We start from the raw sequence: 22,319 nt of genomic DNA, 5'->3' as shown, positions 1-22,319 counted from the left end.
AGTGATGTGACACAATCCCGTTGGATACCCGGCGGCCGGATCGATACCGAACCTATTGAGGTGTATCGATCCGGCCGCATCTTGGCTCCCCGCCAGTTGGAATTTGCGGATCTGGGGACTCCTCTGGATGAGGTTACTTTCGTGGTGGTAGATGTGGAAACCACCGGAGGGCGGCCCGGGGCACATGCGCTCACCGAAATTGGAGCGGTGAAAGTCTGCGGCGGGGAGGTGGTGCAGGAGTTTTCCTCACTCGTCAATCCCGGGGTCCCCATCCCGGCCCAGATCACCGTGCTCACCGGGATCACCACCGCGATGACGGTGAGCGCTCCCCCGCTGCATGAAGTTCTCCCCGCTTTTCTCAATTTCCTTGGCCCCACCGCACCGGTGCTCGTGGCTCATAATGCCCGCTTCGATATGTCCCATTTGCGCGGGGCATGCGAAGCGATAGATGTGGCGTGGCCGCGCCTGCGGGTCCTCGATACCCTCGGGCTGGCGCGGCGTATTTTCACTCGCGATGAAGTCCCCAATCACAAATTAAGCACCCTCGCTGGCTACTGCCGGGCCGCGGTACAGCCAAGCCATCGTGCTCTCGATGATGCGCGGGCTACCGTGGATGTGCTCCACGCGATGATCGGGCGGCTCGGCCCGCTCGGCGTCACCCATATTGAGGATCTGCTCACCGCCTCCAACCCGGTTCCGGCCCGCCGGCGCCGCCGCGCCGTGCTCGCCGATCAGGTACCGCACAGCCCGGGCAGCTACCGTTTTATCGGCCCGAATAACGAAGTACTGTACGTGGGTAGCTCCGGGAATATGTACCGGCGGGTGCGCCAGTATTTCACCGCCGCGGAAAAACGCCGCCGCATGGCGGACATGGTGGACCTGGCCACCCGGGTAGAAACCACCCCCACCGCCACTCTCCTGGAAGCACGGGTGGTGGAGCTGCGCGATATTACTCGCTTCGATCCGCCCTATAATCGCCGCTCGCGCCGCCCGCACACTCGCACCTGGATCAGCCTGGATACCACGCCTGTGGCGCGCCTGAAAACTACGCGCAGCTGTTCGGCAACGGAGGTGGCAAACTCACTGGGGCCTTTCGGCTCCCGCAAAGCTGCCCGGCGCGCCGCAGAGCTCATCGGAGATGAAGCCGGGCTCAATCCCGCCGGCCTCAACGTGCCACGCCAGGCCGATCTGAGCGATTGCCCGTGCCACTTCGCTTCCCACGCACCTTGCGCGTTGGCCCCGCGGGGCACCGTCAATACCGGAGCAGTGGCCCTCTCGCGCGCCCGGCGGCTGTTAGCTGGTTCCCTTGCCGAAGTATGGGATCACCAGATGGATCGCATTGCCCGCCTGGCCGCCCAGGAGCATTTCGAAGAAGCGATGGTGGAACGCGACCGGCTTTCGGCGCTCCTCACCGCAGCCCAGCGGCGGGATTTGCTGGTTCCGCTGTGGCGAGCAAGCTGCGTCGTCGCCGCGTCTAAGCGAGAGGATCATTGGGAAATTATCCTCACGAGTTACGGCAGACTGCTTGGTACCGCAACTGTCACCGAAGCCCGCGAGGTTCCCCAGCAGGCCGCAGCGCTCCGCAGCGCGACTCCCCTCCTCCCGGCTCCCGCCCGCGCGTCTGAGCACGCGCATCCGGAGGAAACCCTGCTCCTTGCCGCCTGGCTTTCCGATCCCCGCTCGCGAGTACTCGCCATCGAGGGCGAGATTCCCCTCGCGGTACCCCTCACCTCAGCCCACCGTTTCCCAGCTTTCTTCCCGGAATCGGAAGAATCACCCGGCTTGACTGAGCACTAAACTTCCCCATTTCCACCACGTATGTGACGAGCATCCCACACACTGGGCCGTATTCGCATTCAATTACTATTCGGAGATTCCGAATGTATCTAAGCGGGCTGCACCGCGATGCCACCCAGAATTGGAGTATGAGAATGGCAAGCTACACCCTCCCCGATCTTCCCTACGATTACGCGGCACTCGAACCACATATTTCCGGAAAGATCATGGAGCTCCACTTCTACCTTGACTACCTCAATGTCAAGGCCGATTACGTCAAAGCCATCTGGAATATCGTCAATTGGGAAGAAGTCGGAGCGCGTTTGGCAATCGCACAGGAGCAGTCCACCGGCCTTCTCATCCGCACATAAGTCAGGAGCAAACCGCGCCGCCGCTATTCATGGATAGCGGCGGCTAACGCGGCATCATTTCTGGATAGCACAAGGGCGAGGCTCCTCTTCAGAGGCACCTCGCCCTTCGTGACTATCAGGTGTATTTTCGGTCCTCTCAGACCCAACCGGTAGCTACCCGGCAACTACACCGCAGAAAGAATATCCACCACCACGGCAATAGCCTGGGCCGGATTATCCTTATTCGGCACGCTCAGCAGAACTCGCGAGCCAACCGGCACCCCGGCCAGAGGTGCGAAAATCTGCTGGGTGGAAGGAACCGAGCGCGGCCCGGCCGGGTAGTTCGCAGTTGTGGGAACCCAGGTATTTTCCGCGTGGGCGTTATCCCATTGTGCGGCCGCGAACTGGAGCACATAGGTGCCCTTCTCCGGGAGCGGAGCCCCGCTACCCCGAGCAATAACCGTGGCCTTGAGCTCAGCGGGAGCTTCTGCCCCTTCTTTCACCCGGATCTCGGTAATGGGCTGGCCCAGCTCACCCGTGTATTCCACCGGGAGCGCATCTGCGGGTGTTTCCACCGTGGCACCGGCCTCGCCCGTGCTCTTAGCATTCCAGGCATCCAGAATTTCCACGTAGAAAGCAATGGTATCGGTTGCTCCGATGGACCCATCCTGGGTACCGCCCGAGGGGCCGTACCCCCACTTGGCCGGGATGGATAAAATCAGCTTGTCCCCCACGTGGGCCTTGGCCAGAGTGTGACTCCAGCCCGGGATCACCTGGGCGAGCGGGAAGGTAGCCGGGGCGTTACGCGAGTAGGAAGAATCAAAAGGTTCGTTCTTCCCCCACACTTGGCCCACGTAATTGACCTTGGCTACCGCATCAGCGCCTAGTTCCGCACCGCTACCCTGTTCCAGCACCCGCACCCGCACATCCGCGGGAGCTTCCCCCTTCGGGAACTCCAGCAGCGGTGCCTGCGCCGTACCACCCAGGGACGGCATGCCCTCCTCCGAGTACACAATTTCAGGTGTTTCCCCGGGGGCGGGGCTTTCTACCGTACCGCTTGCCTCAGCGCTCGCGGATTCCGAAGCAGCCGGTGTTGAGCTAGCTGCGCCGTCGTTCCCACCCGAACATGCCGTAAGGCCGCACGCGAGCAAGGCTGCCGTGCATCCCGCAAGAATTTTCTTTCCCATCAATGTCACTTTCTTCGTCCCGTCCGCGCCGTTCGAGCACGCCACGGCCTTCGCGTACCCGCGCTTAGCGGCTTTCGCCCTGACCCAGCTTTTCCAGGAGCAGCGCCTCCGCCAGAATAGCGTTGCGCCAATCGCCCAGGTGCAGGGATTCGTTATGAGCGTGAGCGCGCGCGTCCGGATCTTCCACGCCGGTCACCAAAATCTCCGCCTCCGGGAATACCTCCGCGAGGTCAGAAATGAAGGGAATGGATCCACCCGTTCCGATATCCACCGATTCGTGACCGAAGGCTTCGCTGAGCGCTTCGCGGGCCAGATGCATGATGGGGGTATCCTCCCCGGCCTTGAAACCGGAACCTGCTTCCGCAACTTCGGTGACCACGGTGGCCCCGAAGGGTGCCTGCGCTTCGATGTACTCGGCCAGCAGTTCGCCGGCGCGCTGCGGATCTTGACCGGGGGCCACGCGCATGGACAGGAAGGCCCGCGCGGAGGGAATCACGGTATTGGAGGCTTCTGCGGTGGAGGTAACATCCATGCCAATCACGGCGATGGAGGGTTTCGTCCACATGCGCGAATTGAAGGATCCGGTTCCTAGCAGCTGCATGCCGGGCAGAATCGCGGCATCGCGGCGCAGGTGCTCTTCTTCGTAATCGACGTCGGCGTCGTCCCAGGCATCCAAACCGGGAACCGCAACGTCACCGTTCTCGTCGTGCAAGGTCGCGATAATCCGCGCGAGGGCGGTCACCGCATCGAGGGTGGGCCCGCCGTACTGGCCCGAATGCACGCCGTGGGTAAGGGTGGACACTTCCACGCCCAGACGCACAACGCCACGCAAGGAGGTGGTCAGGGAGGGCACCCCCACCTTCCAGTTACCCGAATCGGCCACCACAATGGCATCGGCCTGGAGGCGATCCCGGTAGGTTTCCAGGAAAGCGTGGAAGGTAGGCGAACCGATTTCTTCTTCGCCTTCAATAAAGAGGGTAACGTTCACGGCCAGGTCATCACCGAGGGCCGAGATCGCCGCCATGTGGACAAGCACACCCGCTTTGTCGTCAGCGGTGCCTCGCCCGTACAGCCGCCCGTTCTTTTCTACCGGCTCAAAGGGATCGGATTCCCATCCTTCCAAGGTTCCCTGCGGCTGCACATCGTGGTGCGCGTAGAGAAGAATGGTGGGCTTATCATCCCCAACATGCTTATGGGCGAGAATTGCCGGACGGCCCTTCCCCTGGGGCGTTTCCAATTCAATAATATCGACGTCGAAGCCGCGTTCGCGGGCCATGCGTGCCACGAATTCCGCAGATTCACGCACTTTAGCCTGGTCAAAAGCATCAGCGGAGACGGAGGGGATACGGACAAGGTCCTCAAGCAAAGCGCGATGGACGGGCAGAGCCTCATCCACGCGCGCAACAAGATCACTACTCATACGTCCTAGGGTACCGGGTTCGCGCCCGCGCCCGCGCGGGCGGGTGCTGAACGACGACGGCGCCGGCCGTGCGCACGCGGCAAACGGAGCGGCCGCGGGCCGTGCACGCGCGAGTAATGGACAGGGCGGTCGCGCGCGAACGGTTAGACTATTCTCGTTCAAGGCATAGTTGGCGACGACGCAGGAGTTGAGATGGCATTCGGCCGCAAGAAAGAGGCATTAGAACAGGCGCAAGAACAGGCAGCGCCCGCCCCTACTCATCCCAAGGGATACACACCGGGCAAGGGGGTTCCCACCCCGAAGCGCAAGGACGTGGAGGCACGCCACCGCCGGCCGATTATTTCTGACAAGTCCTCCATGACACGGGAGGAAAAGAAGGCCCGCAAGGCCGAGGAACGCGCCCGCTCGTCCGAGCGCTGGGAACGCGAACAAACCGCGATGAAAACGGGGGATATTCGGAATATGCCCCTCGCCCACGCGGGTGTGCAGCGAGCTTTCGCGCGCGATGCGCTTGATTCGCGTTTCCAGTTCTCCTCGCTCATGCTCGGCCTCGCCATCATTATGATCGTGGGCGTGTTCACCCTCACCCGCTATCCGCTGGTCTTCAATGTATTTGTTATTACCTGCTACGCGGTCCTGGTGCTCATGGCCTTGGAGGCGTGGTGGCGCGCCCGCCAGGTTCGCACCCTGGTGGAATACAAATTCGGGGAAGATAAAACTCCGGATCGTCTGGTCGGGCAGATGATGTCACGCGGCTTCACCCCGCGGCGTTGGCGTATGCCCCGCCCCATGGTGAAATTCGGTGAGTACCCCGAGGGCGGCACTCCCGCTGATCTGAAGAAGGCGCGGGAAGCGAAGAAAGAAACCAAGCGCGCCGCTAAGGGCTAGGCCCGTAACTCAAAAATTAGACCTCGGTGCCGGGGCCCAGGGGTGCCGGGGCGCAGGGGTGCGGGCGAAAATCTAAAGATTGCAACGAAAGCTCTAAAGATTGCGCTGGGCGATGCTGGCTGGCCGCGACCACATGATCCAGGCCAGCCCGGCAATGGCCCCGAGGGTAGGAAGGTAATAATAGGTGGCTCCGGCCTGGTACCAGGGGCTCACCTGGTGGAAAAGATCGGGAATCACTACGCCCACCACAGCCATCACGATATTGGCGCTCCAGCAGGCGGTGGCCACCCAGCGCATCCGCCGCCCGTTGTGGAGTGAGCCGGCGCAGGCAAGCACCCAGACGAGCGCTGCCACCAGCGTGGTAGCCATGCGCCCGGGATAGCCCAGTTGAAAATCCTCGGTGCCCGCGACGATGGCACGCCACACGAAAATAGCGGCCCCCAGGCTCAGCGCAATGAGGAGGAAGAGAGGCCAGCCCACGGCGGTGCGCCTCTCGTCTCGAATCATTTCACTAGTCACCTGGCTCCTCCCAGAATCCTGCACTGGCTGTGCGTCTCCTTCGCGGCACTGACCGCGGAGACGACGTACCATCATAAACCTTTAAGCGCGCCGGTGCTCCGCATTCCAACGACGTACCGACTCGGGGTATCCGGTGCGGTTAATTTCGTAGAAAGGTATGCCCAGTTCCCGAGCAAGTTGTGCTCCTGCCGCCAGATCGGGCACCCGCCGGCGGGTCCACTCCCCCGTGCGAGCAACGAGAAGAAGAGCTGCTGGCTCACGCGGAGTTTCCACCTCAAAATAGGCTTCCACCCCCGCGCGAGTCTCGATGAAATCGGCGAAGTGTTTCGCCGTCGTCGAACGGCGAGCACCGCCGTGAGCAGCACGGGAACGGGAGCGACGCGAAAAAAGACCCATACGGTGATTTTAGCGACCCTCGCTGGGAGCGTGATGCGTTCCAGATAACACCTCGGCATGGCAGAATATAGGTATAGCGGCTCTTGTACCGCATTCCAAAATGTTGTATTGCGAAGGGAAATCCTGTGGCAGAAACGAAAGAGTACGACGTCGTCATCCTCGGTGGCGGCAGCGGCGGCTACGCGGCCGCGCTTCGTGCCGGTCAGCTGGGCCTGACCGTTGCTCTCATTGAGGCTGACAAACTCGGCGGTACCTGTTTGCACCGCGGGTGCATCCCCACCAAAGCACTGCTGCACGCCGCTGATGTTGCCGATGAAATGCGCGAAGGCCCCTCCATCGGTGTGAAGGGCTCTTTTGAGGGTATCGATATGCCTACCTTGCAGGCTTACAAGAATGGCGTTATCGAAAAGATGTTCAAGGGCTTGACCGGCCTGGTCTCCTCGCGCGGAGTTGAGATTGTGCAGGGCTGGGGCAGGCTTGTTGCGAAAGACACCATCGCCGTTGATGGCGTGCACTACCGCGGCAAGCACGTGGTGCTTGCCTCTGGCTCCTATTCGAAGACCATCGGCCAGGAGATCACCGGCCGTGTGCTCACCTCCACCGAAGCGCTGGAGCTAGGTGAAGCCCCCGGGTCCGTGATCGTGCTGGGCGGCGGAGTCATCGGGGTGGAATTCGCCTCCGCGTGGCGCTCCTACGGGGCAGAAGTCCAGATTATTGAGGGCCTGCCGCGCCTGGTCCCCAATGAGGATCCGGAAGTTTCCAAGAATCTGGAACGCCAGTTCCGCAAGCGCGGAATTAAATTCGCCACCGGAACCATGTTTGATCACCTCGAACAGACCGATCATTCCGTCAAGGTTTTCACCCAGGACGGCAAGGAATTCGAGGCGGATTATCTACTCATCGCTATCGGGCGCGGTCCGGCCACCGCGAACCTCGGCTACGAAGAAGTCGGGGTAAAGATGGATCGTGGTTTCGTCCTCACTGATGAGCGGCTGCGCACCAACATTGATGGAATCTACGCGGTGGGCGATATTGTGCCCGGCCTCCAGCTGGCACACCGCGGTTTCCTCCAGGGGATTTTCGTTGCGGAAGATATCGCGGGTCTCAACCCCAAGGTGATTGACGAAACGAAGATTCCGCGCGTGACTTTCTGCACCCCGGAAATCGCCTCGGTCGGCCTCAATCAGGACAAGGCCGAGGAACAATACGGCAAGGAAAATATCACCACCGCCACCTTCAACCTCACCGGTAATGGCAAGTCCCAGATGCTGGGTGCGGCCGGTTTCGTTAAGCTGGTCGCGGTCAAGGACGGTCCCATCGTGGGCTTCCACGCCATCGGGGCACGTATGTCCGAACAGATCGGTGAAGGTGAACTCATGGTGGCCTGGGAAGCTTACGCGCAGGACTTCGATGGTCTTATCCACGCCCACCCCACCCAGAACGAAGCAATCGGCGAAGCGGCACTGGTCCTCGCGGGCAAGCCGCTCCACAACCACTAAATCGAGGGAGAAAACTCTATGTCTGAACCGTTGAAGATGCCCGCCCTGGGCGAATCCGTCACCACCGGTACCGTGACCGCCTGGCTTAAGCAGGTGGGCGATACCGTGTCGCTCGATGAGCCGATTGTCGAAGTGTCCACAGACAAGGTCGATTCGGAAGTTCCTTCTCCCGCGGAAGGTGTTATCGAACAGATCCTCGTCCAGGAAGACGAAGAAGTTGAAGTAGGTGCCATCCTCGCCTATATCGGTGATGGCTCCGGCGTGGCTGCTCCGGCGGCTCCCGCCAGCAACGCTGCCCACGCGGAAGAAGCGGCCCCGGCTGCTGCTCCGGCAGCACCGGCCCCCGCTCCGAGTTCTCCTGCACCAGCAGCTCCCGCCCCGCAGCAGGGCGGCCCGGCTACCGGTGTGGAAGTGAAAATGCCGGCCCTGGGTGAATCGGTTAGTGAAGGAACCGTCACCTCGTGGCTGGTGGCCGAAGGTGAGGAGGTCGAAGCCGGCCAGCCCATCGTGGAAGTATCCACGGATAAGGTCGATTCGGAAGTTCCCGCCCCGGCCGCTGGCACTATCCAGAAGATTGTGGTCCAGGAAGATGAAACGGTTGCGGTGGGTACCGTGATTGCTTATATCGGCGACGGCGCAGCCGCGCCCGCTCCCGCGGCTCCCGCCGCCGGTGCGGCCCCGGCTGAGGCACCGGCCAGTGTGGCAGCGGTCCAAGAACCGGCTTCCGGTACCCCGCAGCACGGCACCCCGGCCCAGCAGGAAAACCAGGCGCATACGCCGGATCTGGATTCGGCTGCTGCCGGTACCGGATTCTCCGAACCCGATGCTTATATCACCCCGATCGTGCGGAAGCTGGCCAAGGAGTTGGATGTGGATCTCTCCGCGGTCAAGGGCTCCGGCGTGGGTGGGCGTATTCGCCGCCAGGATGTTGAAGAGGCAGCCGCTGCCGCGCAGAAGGCCGTGGAAGAAGCCGCGCGTGCCCAGGCTGCCGCTTCTCAGCCGGCCCCGGCCGCAGCTGCGGCACCCACCCCGGCAAAGAAGGCCGCGCCGAGTGCGCCTTCCGCTGAGGCGGCTCAGCTGCGCGGCACCACCGCGAAGATGACGCGCCTGCGCCAGACCATCGCCAAGCGCATGGTGGAATCCCTCCAGATTTCGGCGCAGCTGACCACCGTCATCAAGGTGGATGTCACGAAGATCGTCAAGCTTCGGGAAGCCAATAAGGCTGCTTTCGCAGAACGTGAAGGTACCAAGCTGACCTACCTGCCTTTCTTCGTCAAGGCTGCTATCGATACCCTGAAGAACCACCCGAAGCTCAACGCCACCATCAAGGACAACGAGGTGGAGTACTTCGATTACGAGAACATCGGCATCGCGGTGGATACCCCCAAGGGCCTGTTCGTCCCGGTGATCAAGAACGCCGGGGATCTCAATATCGCGGGCCTGGCACGCGCCATTAACACCGGTGCCGCCAAGGTACGCAATGGCGAAGCCGCGGTTGATGACCTCACCGGCGGTACCTTCACCATTACAAATACCGGTTCTAACGGCGTCATGTTTGACACCCCGGTCATCAACCAGCCGGAGGTAGCCATTCTGGGGATCGGTGCGATTATGCGCGAACCTGGCATCGTCAAGGATGCGGACGGCAACGAATCCATCGGTATTCGTTCCTACCTCTACCCCGCCATCACGTACGATCACCGTTTGGTCGACGGCGCAGATGCGGGCCGCTTCCTCAAGGAGTTCAAGGCTCGCCTGGAAGAAGCCGATTTCGAGGGTGCGTTCTAAGGAATTCGGTTAGTGGGTTACTCAGCACCTGAGTAGCTAAATAACTCACTAACACAACCTCGGCCGCACGCGTGACCGCGCGTGAAGATGCTCCCCGGTTCCGATAGTGCTCATGGGCATTATCGGGACCGGGGAGCTTTCGGGTTAATAGACGGGTTAATAGACAGTCGGGGGTGCGGACGGAGCTGCACGAACCGTGCCCGGAAACAAAGTCCGAGGGAGAGCACCCTTTCGGGATGGTTTCGTGTCCCTTACGCGCATCCTGTGGGAGGCGATGTCCCGCACTCGCACTTTACCTAGCCGGGCTGCCTGACTGACCCGCGAATCTGGAGCACTGCACCGGACCACCGCGCCTGAGCATTGCGCTGTATCACCGCGCTGAAACGGCGATTGGGGCCTGTGCCACCCGCTGCCTTGCCTCGCCGCCCACCGCGCCGGCGGGGAGGGGGTGTTTTCCCGGGATGTACTTCGCATGTACGACAAGCGCAGTACAGTTATGAAAACAGATCCCCCTCCCCAAGGGCCGGTGTGACTATTGAAGTTCGTGAAACCCATGAGACTCTCGCGGGAAGGCCGCCACGTTTGCCCGAAATCAAAATGCAACTGCAGCTACATTAAGAAATTGTTTTGATGTCGTGGGGTTGCATCCTGTGGGTCTCGTCTGTCGTGGGGTTGCTTTTTGTGGGGCCTGCTGTCAGGGTGTTGCATTCTGAAGAGATGCCCGTCGAGATGTTGCAATTTATGGGCATCACCACTCGCATCGTCCACGCTTGCCCACGCGAGCGAGTGATCACGGCAGGGCCAACTAACAGCATGCACGTGGGTAACAGTTTTTCTGCGCTTCTATATCCGTGACGTACACTCTGCGTCCCAAACAGTCCACGGCGCGCTGGCCCTGTATGTGGCCAACCCGCCTGGTATCGCTACCGCAAACCCGTTGTTGCTAAGCCTGTACTGGGGGTCTCGTTTAATCTTACGAACACGCCTCGTGATGTTAGTAACCGGTCAATTGTCTCGGCGGTGATAAACACGGGCGGCCCGCTTACAAACACGGGTGAACCGCCACAATCCGCCACGGCTGCGGACTCAGCTGCCACCGCGCACACCGCTCCGGTTGCGGCCCGATAGTTTCCCCGTTGGCAAGCACGAGGCTCCGCTGCACGGTGATCACCTCAAGGAGATCCTCCCCCACCCACGATGCTTTCCGCACCTCAGTTTCCACCTTCGCAACCGGAGAGGCTTCCAACGCGCTGCGCAACTGTGCATCTGCTGCCGCCGCGGCGCCCTCCGGAACGCTCAAGCTACTCAAAGAAGCGGTATCACCAGCGGTGAGTGCAGCATCGCGGGCCGCTACCAACTGGTGGGCCACCGCCAGTGCTTCCGGCTCCCGACCGCCTTCAAGCTCCGCATTGGCCGCCTGCTGCGGGCCGGTGCGCGCCTCCTTTATACCGGGGACAAGGGCACCGAGAATCATTCCCGCGAGTATGCCTGCTACCATCCCGAAAACGCACAATCGCACCAGGAGAGCCACCCGCTTCGTTTTCCCTTCCCCCGACATGGGGACAGTTCACCACCACCGCCCCATCCCGTCCAGGGACCATCCACAGGCGAGCTTGCCGCGGCGTCGTTTTCCACAAGTCGCACGGATCAGCGGCGCTCCTCAAGCTGCCCGCAGGCGTGAGATTGGGCCCGGTGCTCAACAAAGCTGGCGCTATCGTCTAGAATCGACGGGGACTATCGAGAAGGATTTAAAAGGAATCAGATGGCACAGGATAAGAACAAGGGCGCGAAGAAGAAGCCGGGCTTTTTCAAGACTCTGCGTGACGCATTCACCATCGCAAAGCGTACCTACCGGCATCTAGGCTGGTGGCTTGCCCTGGCCGGGCTCGCGGGCCTGGGGATCGGCATTCTCCTCGGTTTCCTTACGAAGAGCTGGATCGCGTGGACCGTTTTCGGTATTCTCCTCATGCTCCTGCTCCCTATGCTGCTTCTCACCCGGGCGGTGCGGTCGGCCAGCTACGCGCAGCTGGATGGCATGCCGGGGGCCACCTCCGCGATTCTCGATTCGTTGCGCGGCTCGTGGGTCAAGCAAACCGAACCGGTGCGTTTCAACGCGCGCCACCAAGATTTTGTTTTCCGGCTCATCGGGCGGCCCGGCGTGGTTCTCGTCGCAGAAGGCCCCATCTCACGCACCCGCAAACTCATTGATGATGAGCGCCGCGCTATTCGCCGGGTAGCACCGAATGCCCCGGTGCACGCTATTTTCATGGGTAATGGCGAAGGTCAGGTTCCGCTCGCCAAGCTCGAGCGGGCCATTAAGAAGCTCAAGAAGGAAATTTCCGCCCAGGAAGTTTCGGCCCTGTCCCAGCGCCTCGACGCACTGGGGAATAAGGCGCTCAATATCCCCAAGGGCATTGATCCCACTAATATTCGCGCTAATCGGCGGGCCCTGCGCGGCCAGTAGGCCGCGCCGCCGTCGTACATATTCAACGCAAATTTCGCTATCCGCCCGGGGAATTCCACACGAGTTCCGCCGGGCGGAGGCGTGTCCGCAGGTTTTTGAGCAGGGAGTAGCGCGCTAAAATACATGGGGTAAACCGCACCGCTAGCCGAGCCGCGCGCCGGGAGGAGTCCACCATGTTCACAAGTGTCGCCGAAGCTGCCGAGTTTATCGCGGAGCACGAAATCCAATTCCTCGATATTCGTTTTTGCGACCTGCCCGGCGTTATGCAGCATTTCACGGTGCCCGCCACCCAGGCAACCGCGGAAAAAATGAACGAGGGCTATATGTTCGATGGCTCCTCTATCCGCGGATTCACCTCGATTCACGAATCGGATATGAAGCTGCTCCCGGATGTGTCCACTGCCTTCGTGGATCCTTTCCGCGCGGAGCCCACCCTCATCATGAATTTCAACGTGGTGGATCCCTATACGGATGAGCCCTTTGCGCGCGACCCGCGCAATGTTGCCGAACGCGCCGAAGCCTACCTGCGTTCCACGGGAATTGCGGACACGATTTCAGTGGGTGCGGAAGCAGAGTTTTATTTATTCGACGACGTACGCTATGACACCGCGGTCAATCATTCTATGTACGTCATCGATTCCAATGAGGGCTCGTGGAATTCGAGCCGGCCGGAACCGGGCGGGAATACCGGCTACAAGATTCCGCACCAGCAGGGTTATTTCCCGGTGGCACCGGTGGATGCCAATGAGGACGTACGCGATGTGATGTGCCAGTATCTGGCGCAGGTGGGCCTGGATGTGGAACGCGCCCATCACGAAGTGGGTGCGGGTGGCCAGCAGGAAATTAACTACCGTTTCAATTCCCTGCGCGCCGCGGCCGATGACCTCATGAAATTCAAGTACGTGATTCGCCGGGCTGCCGATGAATGCGGGAAAACTGCCACATTCATGCCCAAGCCGCTTTTTGATTCGGCCGGCTCGGGGATGCACTGCCATATGTCGCTCTGGAAGGATGGCCAGCCACTTTTCCATGATCCGCGTGGCTACGGCCAGCTTTCGGACCTGGCCCGCTGGTACGTGGGCGGCCTGCTGGCGCACGGGAAGGCACTCGCGGCTTTCACCAACCCCTCCGTGAACTCGTACCGGCGCCTGGTTCCCGGTTTCGAGGCTCCCATTAATTTGGTGTATTCGGCGCGCAACCGCTCAGCCGCGATCCGGATTCCGCTCAGCGGGAATTCCCCGGCCTCCAAGCGTATTGAATTCCGGGTTCCCGATCCCACCGCTAATCCCTATCTGGCTTTCTCCGCCGAGCTCATGGCGGGCCTGGACGGCATCCGTAACCGGATCGAGCCGCCCGCACCCATCGATAAGGATATTTACGAGCTACCTCCGGAAGAATACGCGGATATCGAGACGATCCCGGCCTCCCTCGATGAGGCTTTGGCCGAGCTGGAAGCCGATCACGATTTCCTTCTCGAAGGGGATGTCTTTACGGAAGATTTCATCGCCACCTGGATTAAGTACAAGATGGATGCGGAAGTCACGCCACTGCGTGCCCGCCCGCACCCTTACGAATTCGAGCTGTACTACACGCTCTAAAGAAGTACGTGGATGAGCTTTCCGCCCGCACCACGGGCTACCCGCGGTGCGTGGCCTAGTTCCGCCCGTAAAAAACATGTTCCACGGCGGCGCGGGCATGGCGTGCGGCCCGGGCGCGCCGGTCGAGGACATCTGCGGCGTGCTCGGCGCCCAGGATCGCGGCCATACGTTCGCGTTCGCGCGGATCACGCGGAATGACCTGGGCGGCACTCCCGGTCCGGCCGGTAGCCACAAAGGCGGCCTGGCGGAGGGCACTGGCGGCCCGCCAGCCTTCCAGCAGGGCATTTTCTTGCGCCGCGGTGATGAGCCCGGCGGCGCCCGCCGCCCGCAGCGCCTCCCCCGTTCCGGTCACCCGAAGCTGCGGATAAGCCGCCGCGTGCTCAAGCTGAAGGAGCTGCGCGGTCCACTCCACATCCGCACTTCCGCCCGGGCCGAGTTTGAGATGGGAAGCCGGGGCCACTCCCCCGGGGATTCGTTCCTTTTCCACCCGCACTTTCATGAGCCGGATAGCGGTACGCCGCGCCTCATCCCAGTGGGCCGGGTAGCGCAGCGGGGCGATCATCTCCACGAAACGTTCCCCGAGCGCGCGATCCCCACCCACCGGGCGGGCCCGCAGCAAAGCCTGGAATTCCCAGGGCTCAGCCCAGGCCCGGTAGTACTCCGCGTAGGAATCCAGGCGCCGGGCCAGCGGCCCACTCCGGCCCTCCGGGCGCATATCCGCGTCCACGGCTAACGGCGGTACCCCGCCCGTTTCCTGTTCCACGCGCATGAAGGCCCGGGCCAGCGCATCGGCATATCCCGCGGCCGCCTCGGGTCCATCCCAGACGAACATCACATCAGCATCGGAGGTATAGCCGCATTCGCGTCCGCCCAGGCTCCCCAAACCGATCACCGCAAAAGAAATCTCGGGCTGGCTAGCCGCCGCACTATTTTCTGCGACGACGGCGCACTTGGCCGCGCGCACCCCGGCTTCCACCGCGCATTCCACCGCGTTACTCACCGCGCCCGCCACCTCATCGGGCCCGAACAGCCCGAGAGCCTGGGCCATGGCGGTGCGCAGCACCTCGCGCCAGCGCAACCACCGGCCCGCCCCGGTGATCTCCTTAGGGCTGCTGCGCCGCTCAAGCAGCGCGTCCAGCTCCCCGCGCAGCGCATCCGCGCTGCGCGGGGCCAGTTCGGCGTCGTCGCCCAACCACGCGATGGATTCAGGAAGCTCGGGGATATCGCGGGCGAGGAAACGCGAACGGGCCAGGATAAGGGCGAGGCGGTGCGCGACGGGCCCGCCGTCGCGCAGGGTGCGCATATACCAGGAGGTATCCCCCATTTTTTCCGAGAGCACCCGGAAGGCGAGGAGCCCTGCATCCGGTTCGGGACCTTCCGCAAACCAGCCGAGCATAACGGGGAGGAGCTGGCGGGCGATCGCTGCGCGCCTGCTGCTTCCCGCGGTCAGGGCGGCGATATGGCGCAAAGCCCCGGCAGGGTCGCGGTAGCCGATACTGGCGAGGCGGCTGCGGGCGGCCTCGGGGGCGAGGGAAATATCATCCGCGGAGAGCTGGGCTGCGGCGGGCAGGAGAGGCCGATAGAAAATATCTTGGTGGAGTTCACGCACCTCCCGGCGTACCTGCGCGAAAGCTTCGAGAAGCGCGGCGGCATCGGGCAGGCCGAGGGAGCGGGCTAGGCGGCGCAGGTCATCTTCCCGGGTCGGAAGCACGGCGGCGCGGCGCAAGCGCACCATTTGGGCGCGGTGTTCCAGGCAGCGCAGCCACCGGTAGTGGTGGTCGAGGCGGGCGGCGTGCGGGCGAGAAATATATCCACCTTCGGACAGGCTCGCGAGCGCCGTGGTGGTGGTGGCCGAGCGGATGGTGGTATCTACTCGCCCGTGGACTAATTGGAGGAGCTGGACGGTGAATTCGACGTCGCGCAGGCCGCCCGCCCCTAATTTGATATGGCGTTCGCGTTGGGCGGTGGGGATATGGGATTCGACGCGGGTGCGCATGGCTCGGGCGTCGGTCACGAAATTCTCTCGGGAGGCGGCATTCCATACCAGCGGGCGGGTGGCGCGCACGTAGTTTTCGCCGAGTTCGCGGTTGCCTGCGGCTACCCGGGCTTTGAGGAGGGCTTGGAATTCCCAGCTTTGCGCCCAGGTAGCGTAGTAATCCAGGTGGGAGGCAAGGGTGCGGACAAGGGAGCCGGTGCCGCCTTCGGGCCGTAGCGCGGTGTCGATGGTCCACAGGGCACTTTCGGGACCGGGTGCGCTGATATATCCGGCGAGGGTGGTGGCCAGTGCGGTACCGATCTCTAGCGCTCGTTCTTCGCTCACGCCCGGGCGGGGTTCGGCGATATAAACAACGTCCACGTCGGAGGCGTAATTGAGTTCCCCTCCCCCGGTTTTCCCGAGCGCGATGATCGTGAAGTCAATATCCTGGGCATCGGGTACCCGGGTGCGGGCGAGCTGGAGGGCAACTTCCAGGGTGGCGCAGGCCAGGTTGGAGAGGGTGGCGGCTACCTCGGGCAGGCGGATAAGGGGATCGGGGAGGGTGAGATCCCAGCCGGCCAGGATGAGGATACGGGTGTAGTAGTGGGCTCGCAGCGCGGCAATAGCATCCTGAAGGTTACTCGCGGTGCCGGTGAGCCAGGGGGCGAGGGCGGCTCGCATGGCGGTGCGTTCCTCCGCCTCGCTCAGGAGCGCGCGCTTTTCTGCTTCCTCCGCGCTGCCGCACAGGTTACGGGCGGCTTCCGGGTGCCGGGCCAGGTGATCGGCCAGCGCGGTGGAAAGCCCGAGGACGGCGAGGAGGCGCGGCCGGGCGGCGGCGTCGCAGCCTACGCCCTCCCGGCGGGTTAAACCGAGTCGGGCACAGGCCGCAAGTGCCCGGTCCGGGTCCGCCACGTGCGTGAAATCCTCGGGCTGCCAGGCGCCGGCCTCCAGATCCGGAACGGCACGTTCGGGGGCCGTGAATCCAGAGCGCCGGGCCCGCTGGGCGAGGGTGAGACGACGCATACCCGTTCCCCGCTACCCTATCGATCCGCGCGGAAACGTGCGCGTTCCAGCGGGGTAACCTGGGCGCGGTATTCGGCCCATTCGGCGCGTTTATCACGCAGGAAGTAGTCGAAGGCATCTTCGCCCAGAATCTCGGCTACCAGATCGGAGCTCTCCATGAGCTTGAGTGCGGAGTCCAGGCTCCCGGGTAGGGATTCGATGCCGAGTACCGCGCGTTCCATATCGGTGAGGAGGAGAACGTCCGTATCAGCCGGATCGGAAAGATCGTATTTCCCTTCTATTCCGGCCAGGCCAGCGCCGAGTACCGCAGCAAAAGCTAGGTAGGGATTGGCGGCCGTATCCAGGGCGCGGTATTCCAGGCGCGCTGATTGCGGTTTCGTGGGTTTATATTCGGGTACCCGCACGAGGGCGGATTGATTGCGCGGCCCCCAGCACACATAGGGTGGGGCTTCCCCGCCACCCCACAGTCGCTTATAGGAATTGACGTGCTGGTTGGTGACAGCGGTAATTTCGCGGGCGTGGCGCATGAGGCCGGCGAGGAAACGCCGCGCCGTCACCGACATTCCGAACTGGCCGCGTTGATCGTGGAAGGCATTTGTTTCGCCTTCGAAAAGCGAGAAATGGGTGTGCATGGCCGATCCGGGCCAGTGCGCCAAGGGCTTGGGCATGAAGGATGCTTCCACCCCGTGACGCAGTGCCACTTCTTTAATGATGACGCGGGCGGCCATAATGCTATCGGCCATCGTTAGGCAATCGGCGTAGCGCAGATCTACTTCTTGCTGGCCCGGGCCAATTTCGTGGTGGGAAAATTCCACGCTGATGCCCACGTCCTCCAGGGAGAGAATCACATCCCTGCGGAAATTATGAGCCACCGAGCGGGTAACGTAATCAAAATAAGAGGCCGAATCAATGGGGGTGGGCTCTTCATCATCGCTTGCCCCGGGCTGGAACAGGTAGAACTCGACTTCCGGGTGGGCGTAGGCGGTGAAGCCCAGATCCTCGCAGCGCCGCAGGCTACGTTGCAGAATAGCCCGGGGGTCGGAGCGGGCTGGTTCACCTTCGCGGGTGAGGATATCGCAGAACATGAAAGCGGCGTCGTCGCTCCCATCCACGCCACGCAATACCGCAAAGGTAGAAGCATCCGGGCGCGCAATCATATCTGACTCATAAACGCGCGTGAGCCCTTGAATAGCCGAGCCGTCAAAACCGACGCCCTCCGCGAAAGCATTATCGAGCTCCACGGGGGCTACCGCCACGGATTTGAGGGTGCCGACGATATCGGTGAACCACAACCGCACGTAGCGGATGCCTCGGTCGGTTATGGTGCGAAGGACGTGTTCTTGTTGGTCATCCATGGCGCTTCATCTTTCCGTTCTGTATCCGTGGGGTGTTGCGGGCGTGGTCCATTAGGTGTGGGTGCGAATTGCGGCGGGTAGTAATCCGCGCATGAAGCGCCGCAGGTGGCGGCGCCGCGCGTGCGGGAGATCATGGGCGAGCGGGTGGGAACGGAAGCGGGTTTCCAATACGCTCAGGGCCTCGCGCAGCTGGTACCAATTTGTGATGTCTTCGCCGGCAAAATGCAGCCACGGGAGGGCCGCGCCGACGTCGCGCATATCCCGCGAGTTAATTCGCTCGAGGGAACGGACCCATTCATCCGCGCATTCCAGGGCATAAGCCCAGCCCACATAAGAAGCGAGGACGTCCGCGCTCACCCCGGCGAAACGGGGAGCCGCGGTGAGAAAACGCCGGAAACCTTCCACTTGGTCGCTGGCCACCACCCCGTTGGGAGTGAGAGAAGAAAAATTGAGGAGCCCCACGAATCCGCAGAACACCAGCCAGCCGCCCACGATGAGCCAATACCAGGACAGTTCAAAAGCCAGGGCCCCGATAAAGGCCAATCCCGTCAGGGCGATACCACCGAAGAAGAGTACGGCTGCCAGCGACCCCACTAATTCGCGCCCGTGGTGGTACCAGCCCCGCCGCGATACCACTTCCGCTTTGCTATCGCGCGCGATGGCGAGGGCGAGGCGGGTGGAGAAGCCCTGCACGCGTAGCACCGGGCGGGAGGCGGCGGGCAGCCCCGCGTTTTCCATCGCGGTGCGGTACGAGCGATCATCGAATGGCTCAGATTCACGGAATGCTGCCGATTCGGCGCTCTGCGGGGAGGCGAGGGCCGCCAGAACCCGCATCTCAAAAGGTTCGAGGGTGGAGGTATCCGCCTCGGTGAGCGAAATCGTGATCATCTGGCCACGTAAGGCCGGATCGCGGAAGAAGTCAATGGTGAGGAACCCGCGGGCGGCCAGGTCGAGGAGGGTGGTGATGGCGGCGTCGTCCGCGGCGTAGTGGCGGTGCATAAAAGCCCCGAGGGCGGCCGGCATCTCCGGAGGGATGGTGCGCACCGGCGGGCGGGTATGCCGGCGGCGGCGCCGGTAATTATGGCCGGTTACCCCGGCAGGTTCACGCGGATACACCCCGCGCGGCAGATCGGCATATTCCCTACTGGGGATAAGCGCCAGGCACATAATGACCAGGGCAGTCACCCCGATCCCTAAGGCTAACCAGAATTCCAGTGCGTTCATGGACACCAGCTCAAGCAAGGGTTCCACAGTCACCTCCTCGCACCTAGCGTACCGTGCCCGATGATGCACCGGCGCGCGTGACCTAGTACTCTAAGCCATAGATATCGGGAGGTAATCATGACGGAGTTCTCACCGGCACGAATTCGGGTGCAGCACCTGAATGAAATGGTCGCTAACGGAGAGGTGCTCACGGCACTGACCTGCTATGACGCTCTCACAGCGCGCATTTTGGACGCGGCCGGAATCGATATTTTGGTGGTGGGTGATTCCATCGGCAATACCGCCCTGGGATTCTCCTCCACAATCCAGGTCACCCTGGAAGATATTGAGCGCGCCACCAGCGCCGTTATGCGCGGCACCACCCGGGCTTTCATCATTGCCGATATGCCGATGGGTACCTATGAAGAAGGCCCTGCGCAAGCTATCCGCACCGCTATCCGCCTGGTGCGGGCGGGCGCCGATGCGGTGAAATTAGAAGGCGGGGAAGCTTTCGCACCCATCGTCGAAGCCCTCACCCACGCCGGGATCAACGTGGTGGCCCACGTCGGCTACCGGCCCCACGCCGACGCTGCCTTGGGTGGCCCCCGGGTGCAAGGCCGGGATGAAGAAGAAAGCGAGGCCATTATCGATGATGCGGTCTCGCTGGAGAAGGCGGGCGCTATTGCCGTCGTCGTCGAAATGGTGCCCGGGAAACTCGGAGCGAAAATTACCGAAATTCTCTCGGTTCCCACCCTCGGGATCGGGGCCGGCTACCGCACGTCCGGGCAGCTACTCGTCTGGCCGGATATGGCCGGAATGAATGAATGGCAACCTTCTTACGCCAAGCGCTTTGGTGAGGTGGGTAGCGCGCTCAGCAACGCGGTCACGGCTTTCCGCACGGCCGTCAAGAGCCGGGAATTCCCGGATAAGGAGCACAGTTTCTAAGCCACTACAATGGTGGCTATGAGTCTTGCAGCACGTGCGCCGCTCGGTTCGGCGCGTCCCGGAAAGATTTCGCCGCGCCGTAAAGTTCCGGCCCATATTGAACGCCCCGAATACATGTTTCATGACGGGCCGGAAGTGATCACCGCCTCGGATGTGAAAACTGAGGAAACGATTGAGCGGATTCGGGTGGCGGGAACCATTGCCGCGGATGCCATGTACGAGGCCGCCAAAGTGATCCGCCCGGGCGTGAGCACCGATGAACTAGACCGCATCGCTCACGAGTACATGATCGATAACGGCGCCTACCCCTCGTGTCTGGGATATATGGGTTTCCCCAAGTCGATCTGCACTTCCGTCAACGAAGTTATCTGCCACGGTATCCCTGATGACCAGGTGCTACGCGAAGGTGACATTATCAACCTGGACGTGACGGCCTATAAGGACGGCGTGCACGGGGATACCAATGCCACTTTCGGCGTAGGTGAGATCGACGAAGAATCCCGCCTGCTTATTGAACGCACCGCCACCGCCACCCTGCGCGGGATTAAGGCGGCGCGCCCCGGGCGCCAGGTCAACGTGATCGGCCGAGTGATTGAGTCGTATACCAAGCGTTTCGATTACGGGGACGTGCGTGATTTCACCGGGCACGGCGTGGGAGAGGCTTTCCATTCCGGCCTCATTATTCCGCATTACGACGCCGCACCTTTGCACGGGGAAACCATCGAAGAGAATATGGTCTTTACGGTGGAGCCCATGGTGACGCTGGGAACTATCGACTATGAGATCTGGGATGATGACTGGACGGTTGTGACCAAGGACCGCGGGCGCACCGCCCAATTCGAGCACACCATTGTGGTGCGGGAAAGCGGGCCAGAGATTTTGACGCTGCCCTCCGATCCGAATCTCGGGCTGCGGCTCTAGGCGGATATGCGCGCTGGGGCAGATATGCACGTGGGGGCGGATTCGAAAATCCGCCCCCACTGTCATCTTGGCCTATACGCCGGGTTCTGTACCGCTCGCGCGGCGGCGACCATCCATCTACGTGCGCCATTGCTGACGCACTCTAGCAATCCACCCGTGCCCTAGACGAGGAGCCTGACGGGGCACTGTCTGATCTTGCTCCCGGTGGGGCTTGCCGTGCCATGCCGGTCACCCGGCACGCGGTGGTCTCTTACACCACCCTTTCACCCTTACCTTGCGGCGGTTTACTTTCTGTTGCGCTTTCCCGCGGGTCACCCCGGGTGGGCGTTACCCACCACCGTCCTCTACGGAGCCCGGACGTTCCTCGAGGCGCATACGCACCGCGCGGCCGCCCGGCCAACATGACCCGTTTATGCTACCAGTCTGACGGGGGCACGGCAGCCAACCCCGCGATTATTACCCGGGTTCGGAATGCTACAAGAATGCCTTTTCTGAATGTATATACCGCATCGATTACCGCGAGTAATATTACCATATTGTTACTTTGCCCACATGCGTAAGCGCGAAAGGCTGGGAAAGTAAGGCAGGCCGTTCCTACTCGAAGCACCGGGGTAAATAGACAGAAATGGTTGCTAATACCCAGACTTTCCCTCGCTATACCAACACAAAGTCCGGGTCGTTGAGCTTTCCGGCCTCAATAGCCTTGCATACTTGACAAACACCGGGAGAGTGAAAACCCTGTCCCGACATGCCCGACGCTGCCCCGTATGCTCTACCCCAATGAAGAAAAACGGCCACCACCCAAACGGCCGTCAGCGTTGGTATTGCAAGGAATGCCACTACAGTTTCACCGCGCTAGACGACCGACAAAAACACGCTAAAGAATTCGCTGAATTCCTCACCTACCTCACCACAACCACACCCCGACGCCTCAGCGCCCGCGACACCCGAACCTGGGACCGGGCCCATGCCTGGTGTTGGCACACCCGCCCCATCTGGACGCCTACCGGGC

18 protein-coding genes and 1 other RNA gene are annotated in these 22,319 nt (G+C 62.0%); 10 read left to right on the top strand and 9 right to left on the bottom strand.

The features are described 5' to 3' along the window. Window positions 1-6 precede the first annotated feature (6 nt). Both DDD64_RS01985 and DDD64_RS01980 read left to right on the top strand, forming a co-directional pair. On the top strand, window positions 7-1,797 hold the full coding sequence (locus DDD64_RS01985) for a DEDD exonuclease domain-containing protein (RefSeq protein WP_126134789.1): 1,791 nt from the start codon (window positions 7-9) through the stop codon (window positions 1,795-1,797). Between the two features lie 134 nt (window positions 1,798-1,931). After that, complete coding sequence (locus tag DDD64_RS01980; protein ID WP_126134845.1) at window positions 1,932-2,147, top strand: Fe-Mn family superoxide dismutase; 216 nt, start codon at window positions 1,932-1,934, stop codon at window positions 2,145-2,147. A 164-nt stretch (window positions 2,148-2,311) separates the two neighbouring features. Here DDD64_RS01980 and DDD64_RS01975 read toward each other — a convergent pair whose 3' ends face one another. Next, entirely contained in the window at window positions 2,312-3,313 is a 1,002-nt protein-coding gene (locus DDD64_RS01975; protein WP_126134788.1) for an FKBP-type peptidyl-prolyl cis-trans isomerase, read from the bottom strand. 64 nt (window positions 3,314-3,377) lie between these two features. Further along, on the bottom strand, window positions 3,378-4,733 hold the full coding sequence (locus DDD64_RS01970; RefSeq protein WP_126134787.1) for a dipeptidase: 1,356 nt from the start codon (window positions 4,731-4,733) through the stop codon (window positions 3,378-3,380). 192 nt (window positions 4,734-4,925) lie between these two features. Here DDD64_RS01970 and DDD64_RS01965 point away from each other — a divergent pair, with 192 nt between their 5' ends. Further along, window positions 4,926-5,621, top strand: a complete 696-nt coding sequence (locus DDD64_RS01965) for a DUF3043 domain-containing protein (protein ID WP_126134786.1) — start codon at window positions 4,926-4,928, stop codon at window positions 5,619-5,621. A 93-nt stretch (window positions 5,622-5,714) separates the two neighbouring features. Here DDD64_RS01965 and DDD64_RS01960 read toward each other — a convergent pair whose 3' ends face one another. Then, entirely contained in the window at window positions 5,715-6,140 is a 426-nt protein-coding gene (locus DDD64_RS01960; protein WP_126134785.1) for a hypothetical protein, read from the bottom strand. A gap of 81 nt (window positions 6,141-6,221) precedes the next feature. Further along, window positions 6,222-6,536 (bottom strand): P-loop NTPase family protein, encoded by a 315-nt coding sequence (locus DDD64_RS01955; protein ID WP_126134784.1) that lies wholly within the window; start codon window positions 6,534-6,536, stop codon window positions 6,222-6,224. A 125-nt stretch (window positions 6,537-6,661) separates the two neighbouring features. Between DDD64_RS01955 and lpdA the strand changes: the two genes are divergently transcribed. Then, a complete protein-coding gene (gene lpdA, locus DDD64_RS01950; protein WP_126134783.1) occupies window positions 6,662-8,035 on the top strand; it encodes a dihydrolipoyl dehydrogenase in 1,374 nt (457 codons plus the stop codon). Between the two features lie 18 nt (window positions 8,036-8,053). Next, entirely contained in the window at window positions 8,054-9,823 is a 1,770-nt protein-coding gene (sucB, locus tag DDD64_RS01945; protein ID WP_126134782.1) for a 2-oxoglutarate dehydrogenase, E2 component, dihydrolipoamide succinyltransferase, read from the top strand. A 1,042-nt stretch (window positions 9,824-10,865) separates the two neighbouring features. Here the strand turns inward: sucB and DDD64_RS01940 are convergent. After that, window positions 10,866-11,381 carry a hypothetical protein gene (locus DDD64_RS01940; RefSeq protein WP_126134781.1) on the bottom strand — a complete coding sequence of 172 codons (516 nt, stop codon included), beginning with the start codon at window positions 11,379-11,381 and terminating at the stop codon, window positions 10,866-10,868. A 204-nt stretch (window positions 11,382-11,585) separates the two neighbouring features. Between DDD64_RS01940 and DDD64_RS01935 the strand changes: the two genes are divergently transcribed. Both DDD64_RS01935 and glnA read left to right on the top strand, forming a co-directional pair. Next, entirely contained in the window at window positions 11,586-12,287 is a 702-nt protein-coding gene (locus DDD64_RS01935; protein WP_126134780.1) for a DUF4191 domain-containing protein, read from the top strand. Between the two features lie 173 nt (window positions 12,288-12,460). Beyond that, entirely contained in the window at window positions 12,461-13,885 is a 1,425-nt protein-coding gene (gene glnA / locus DDD64_RS01930) for a type I glutamate--ammonia ligase (RefSeq protein WP_126134779.1), read from the top strand. A 55-nt stretch (window positions 13,886-13,940) separates the two neighbouring features. Here the strand turns inward: glnA and DDD64_RS01925 are convergent, their stop codons facing one another. From DDD64_RS01925 to DDD64_RS01915, 3 genes are read right to left on the bottom strand one after another with little or no spacing between them, the layout of a single operon-like run. Continuing rightward, window positions 13,941-16,883, bottom strand: coding sequence for a bifunctional [glutamine synthetase] adenylyltransferase/[glutamine synthetase]-adenylyl-L-tyrosine phosphorylase (locus tag DDD64_RS01925; RefSeq protein ID WP_126134778.1), 2,943 nt, complete (start codon window positions 16,881-16,883; stop codon window positions 13,941-13,943). 17 nt (window positions 16,884-16,900) lie between these two features. Further along, window positions 16,901-18,238: a glutamine synthetase family protein gene (locus tag DDD64_RS01920; protein WP_126134777.1), complete on the bottom strand. Its 1,338-nt coding sequence runs from the start codon at window positions 18,236-18,238 to the stop codon at window positions 16,901-16,903. Between the two features lie 51 nt (window positions 18,239-18,289). Further along, window positions 18,290-19,489, bottom strand: coding sequence for a DUF2207 family protein (locus tag DDD64_RS01915; RefSeq protein ID WP_126134776.1), 1,200 nt, complete (start codon window positions 19,487-19,489; stop codon window positions 18,290-18,292). A 90-nt stretch (window positions 19,490-19,579) separates the two neighbouring features. Between DDD64_RS01915 and panB the strand changes: the two genes are divergently transcribed. After that, complete coding sequence (gene panB, locus DDD64_RS01910; protein WP_126134775.1) at window positions 19,580-20,386, top strand: 3-methyl-2-oxobutanoate hydroxymethyltransferase; 807 nt, start codon at window positions 19,580-19,582, stop codon at window positions 20,384-20,386. Between the two features lie 9 nt (window positions 20,387-20,395). Continuing rightward, window positions 20,396-21,307: a type I methionyl aminopeptidase gene (gene map / locus DDD64_RS01905; RefSeq protein ID WP_126134774.1), complete on the top strand. Its 912-nt coding sequence runs from the start codon at window positions 20,396-20,398 to the stop codon at window positions 21,305-21,307. 59 nt (window positions 21,308-21,366) lie between these two features. Here the strand turns inward: map and rnpB are convergent. Beyond that, an RNA gene (gene rnpB, locus DDD64_RS01900) (RNase P RNA component class A) lies at window positions 21,367-21,711 on the bottom strand. A 376-nt stretch (window positions 21,712-22,087) separates the two neighbouring features. Between rnpB and DDD64_RS08890 the strand changes: the two genes are divergently transcribed. Next, window positions 22,088-22,319, top strand: a 232-nt coding sequence (locus tag DDD64_RS08890) for an IS1/IS1595 family N-terminal zinc-binding domain-containing protein (protein ID WP_206435364.1), incomplete at its 3' end; no start/stop codon positions are given.

This window comes from Actinotignum sanguinis (assembly GCF_003957255.1).
GTDB classification, from domain to species: Bacteria; Actinomycetota; Actinomycetes; order Actinomycetales; family Actinomycetaceae; genus Actinotignum; species Actinotignum sanguinis.
This window is presented reverse-complemented; position numbering and strand designations above follow the sequence as displayed.

What these genes read in the sequence shown, in the direction of transcription:
- DDD64_RS01940 (WP_126134781.1), bottom strand. Translation starts at nt 11,381, where the DNA reads ATGTCGGGGGAAGGGAAAACGAAGCGGGTGGCTCTCCTGGTGCGATTG.
- DDD64_RS01920 (WP_126134777.1), bottom strand. Translation starts at nt 18,238, where the DNA reads ATGGATGACCAACAAGAACACGTCCTTCGCACCATAACCGACCGAGGC.
- map (WP_126134774.1), top strand. Translation starts at nt 20,396, where the DNA reads ATGGTGGCTATGAGTCTTGCAGCACGTGCGCCGCTCGGTTCGGCGCGT.
- DDD64_RS01980 (WP_126134845.1), top strand. Translation starts at nt 1,932, where the DNA reads ATGGCAAGCTACACCCTCCCCGATCTTCCCTACGATTACGCGGCACTC.
- glnA (WP_126134779.1), top strand. Translation starts at nt 12,461, where the DNA reads ATGTTCACAAGTGTCGCCGAAGCTGCCGAGTTTATCGCGGAGCACGAA.
- DDD64_RS01925 (WP_126134778.1), bottom strand. Translation starts at nt 16,883, where the DNA reads ATGCGTCGTCTCACCCTCGCCCAGCGGGCCCGGCGCTCTGGATTCACG.
- panB (WP_126134775.1), top strand. Translation starts at nt 19,580, where the DNA reads ATGACGGAGTTCTCACCGGCACGAATTCGGGTGCAGCACCTGAATGAA.
- DDD64_RS01970 (WP_126134787.1), bottom strand. Translation starts at nt 4,733, where the DNA reads ATGAGTAGTGATCTTGTTGCGCGCGTGGATGAGGCTCTGCCCGTCCAT.
- DDD64_RS01955 (WP_126134784.1), bottom strand. Translation starts at nt 6,536, where the DNA reads ATGGGTCTTTTTTCGCGTCGCTCCCGTTCCCGTGCTGCTCACGGCGGT.
- sucB (WP_126134782.1), top strand. Translation starts at nt 8,054, where the DNA reads ATGTCTGAACCGTTGAAGATGCCCGCCCTGGGCGAATCCGTCACCACC.
- DDD64_RS01935 (WP_126134780.1), top strand. Translation starts at nt 11,586, where the DNA reads ATGGCACAGGATAAGAACAAGGGCGCGAAGAAGAAGCCGGGCTTTTTC.
- DDD64_RS01975 (WP_126134788.1), bottom strand. Translation starts at nt 3,313, where the DNA reads ATGGGAAAGAAAATTCTTGCGGGATGCACGGCAGCCTTGCTCGCGTGC.
- DDD64_RS01965 (WP_126134786.1), top strand. Translation starts at nt 4,926, where the DNA reads ATGGCATTCGGCCGCAAGAAAGAGGCATTAGAACAGGCGCAAGAACAG.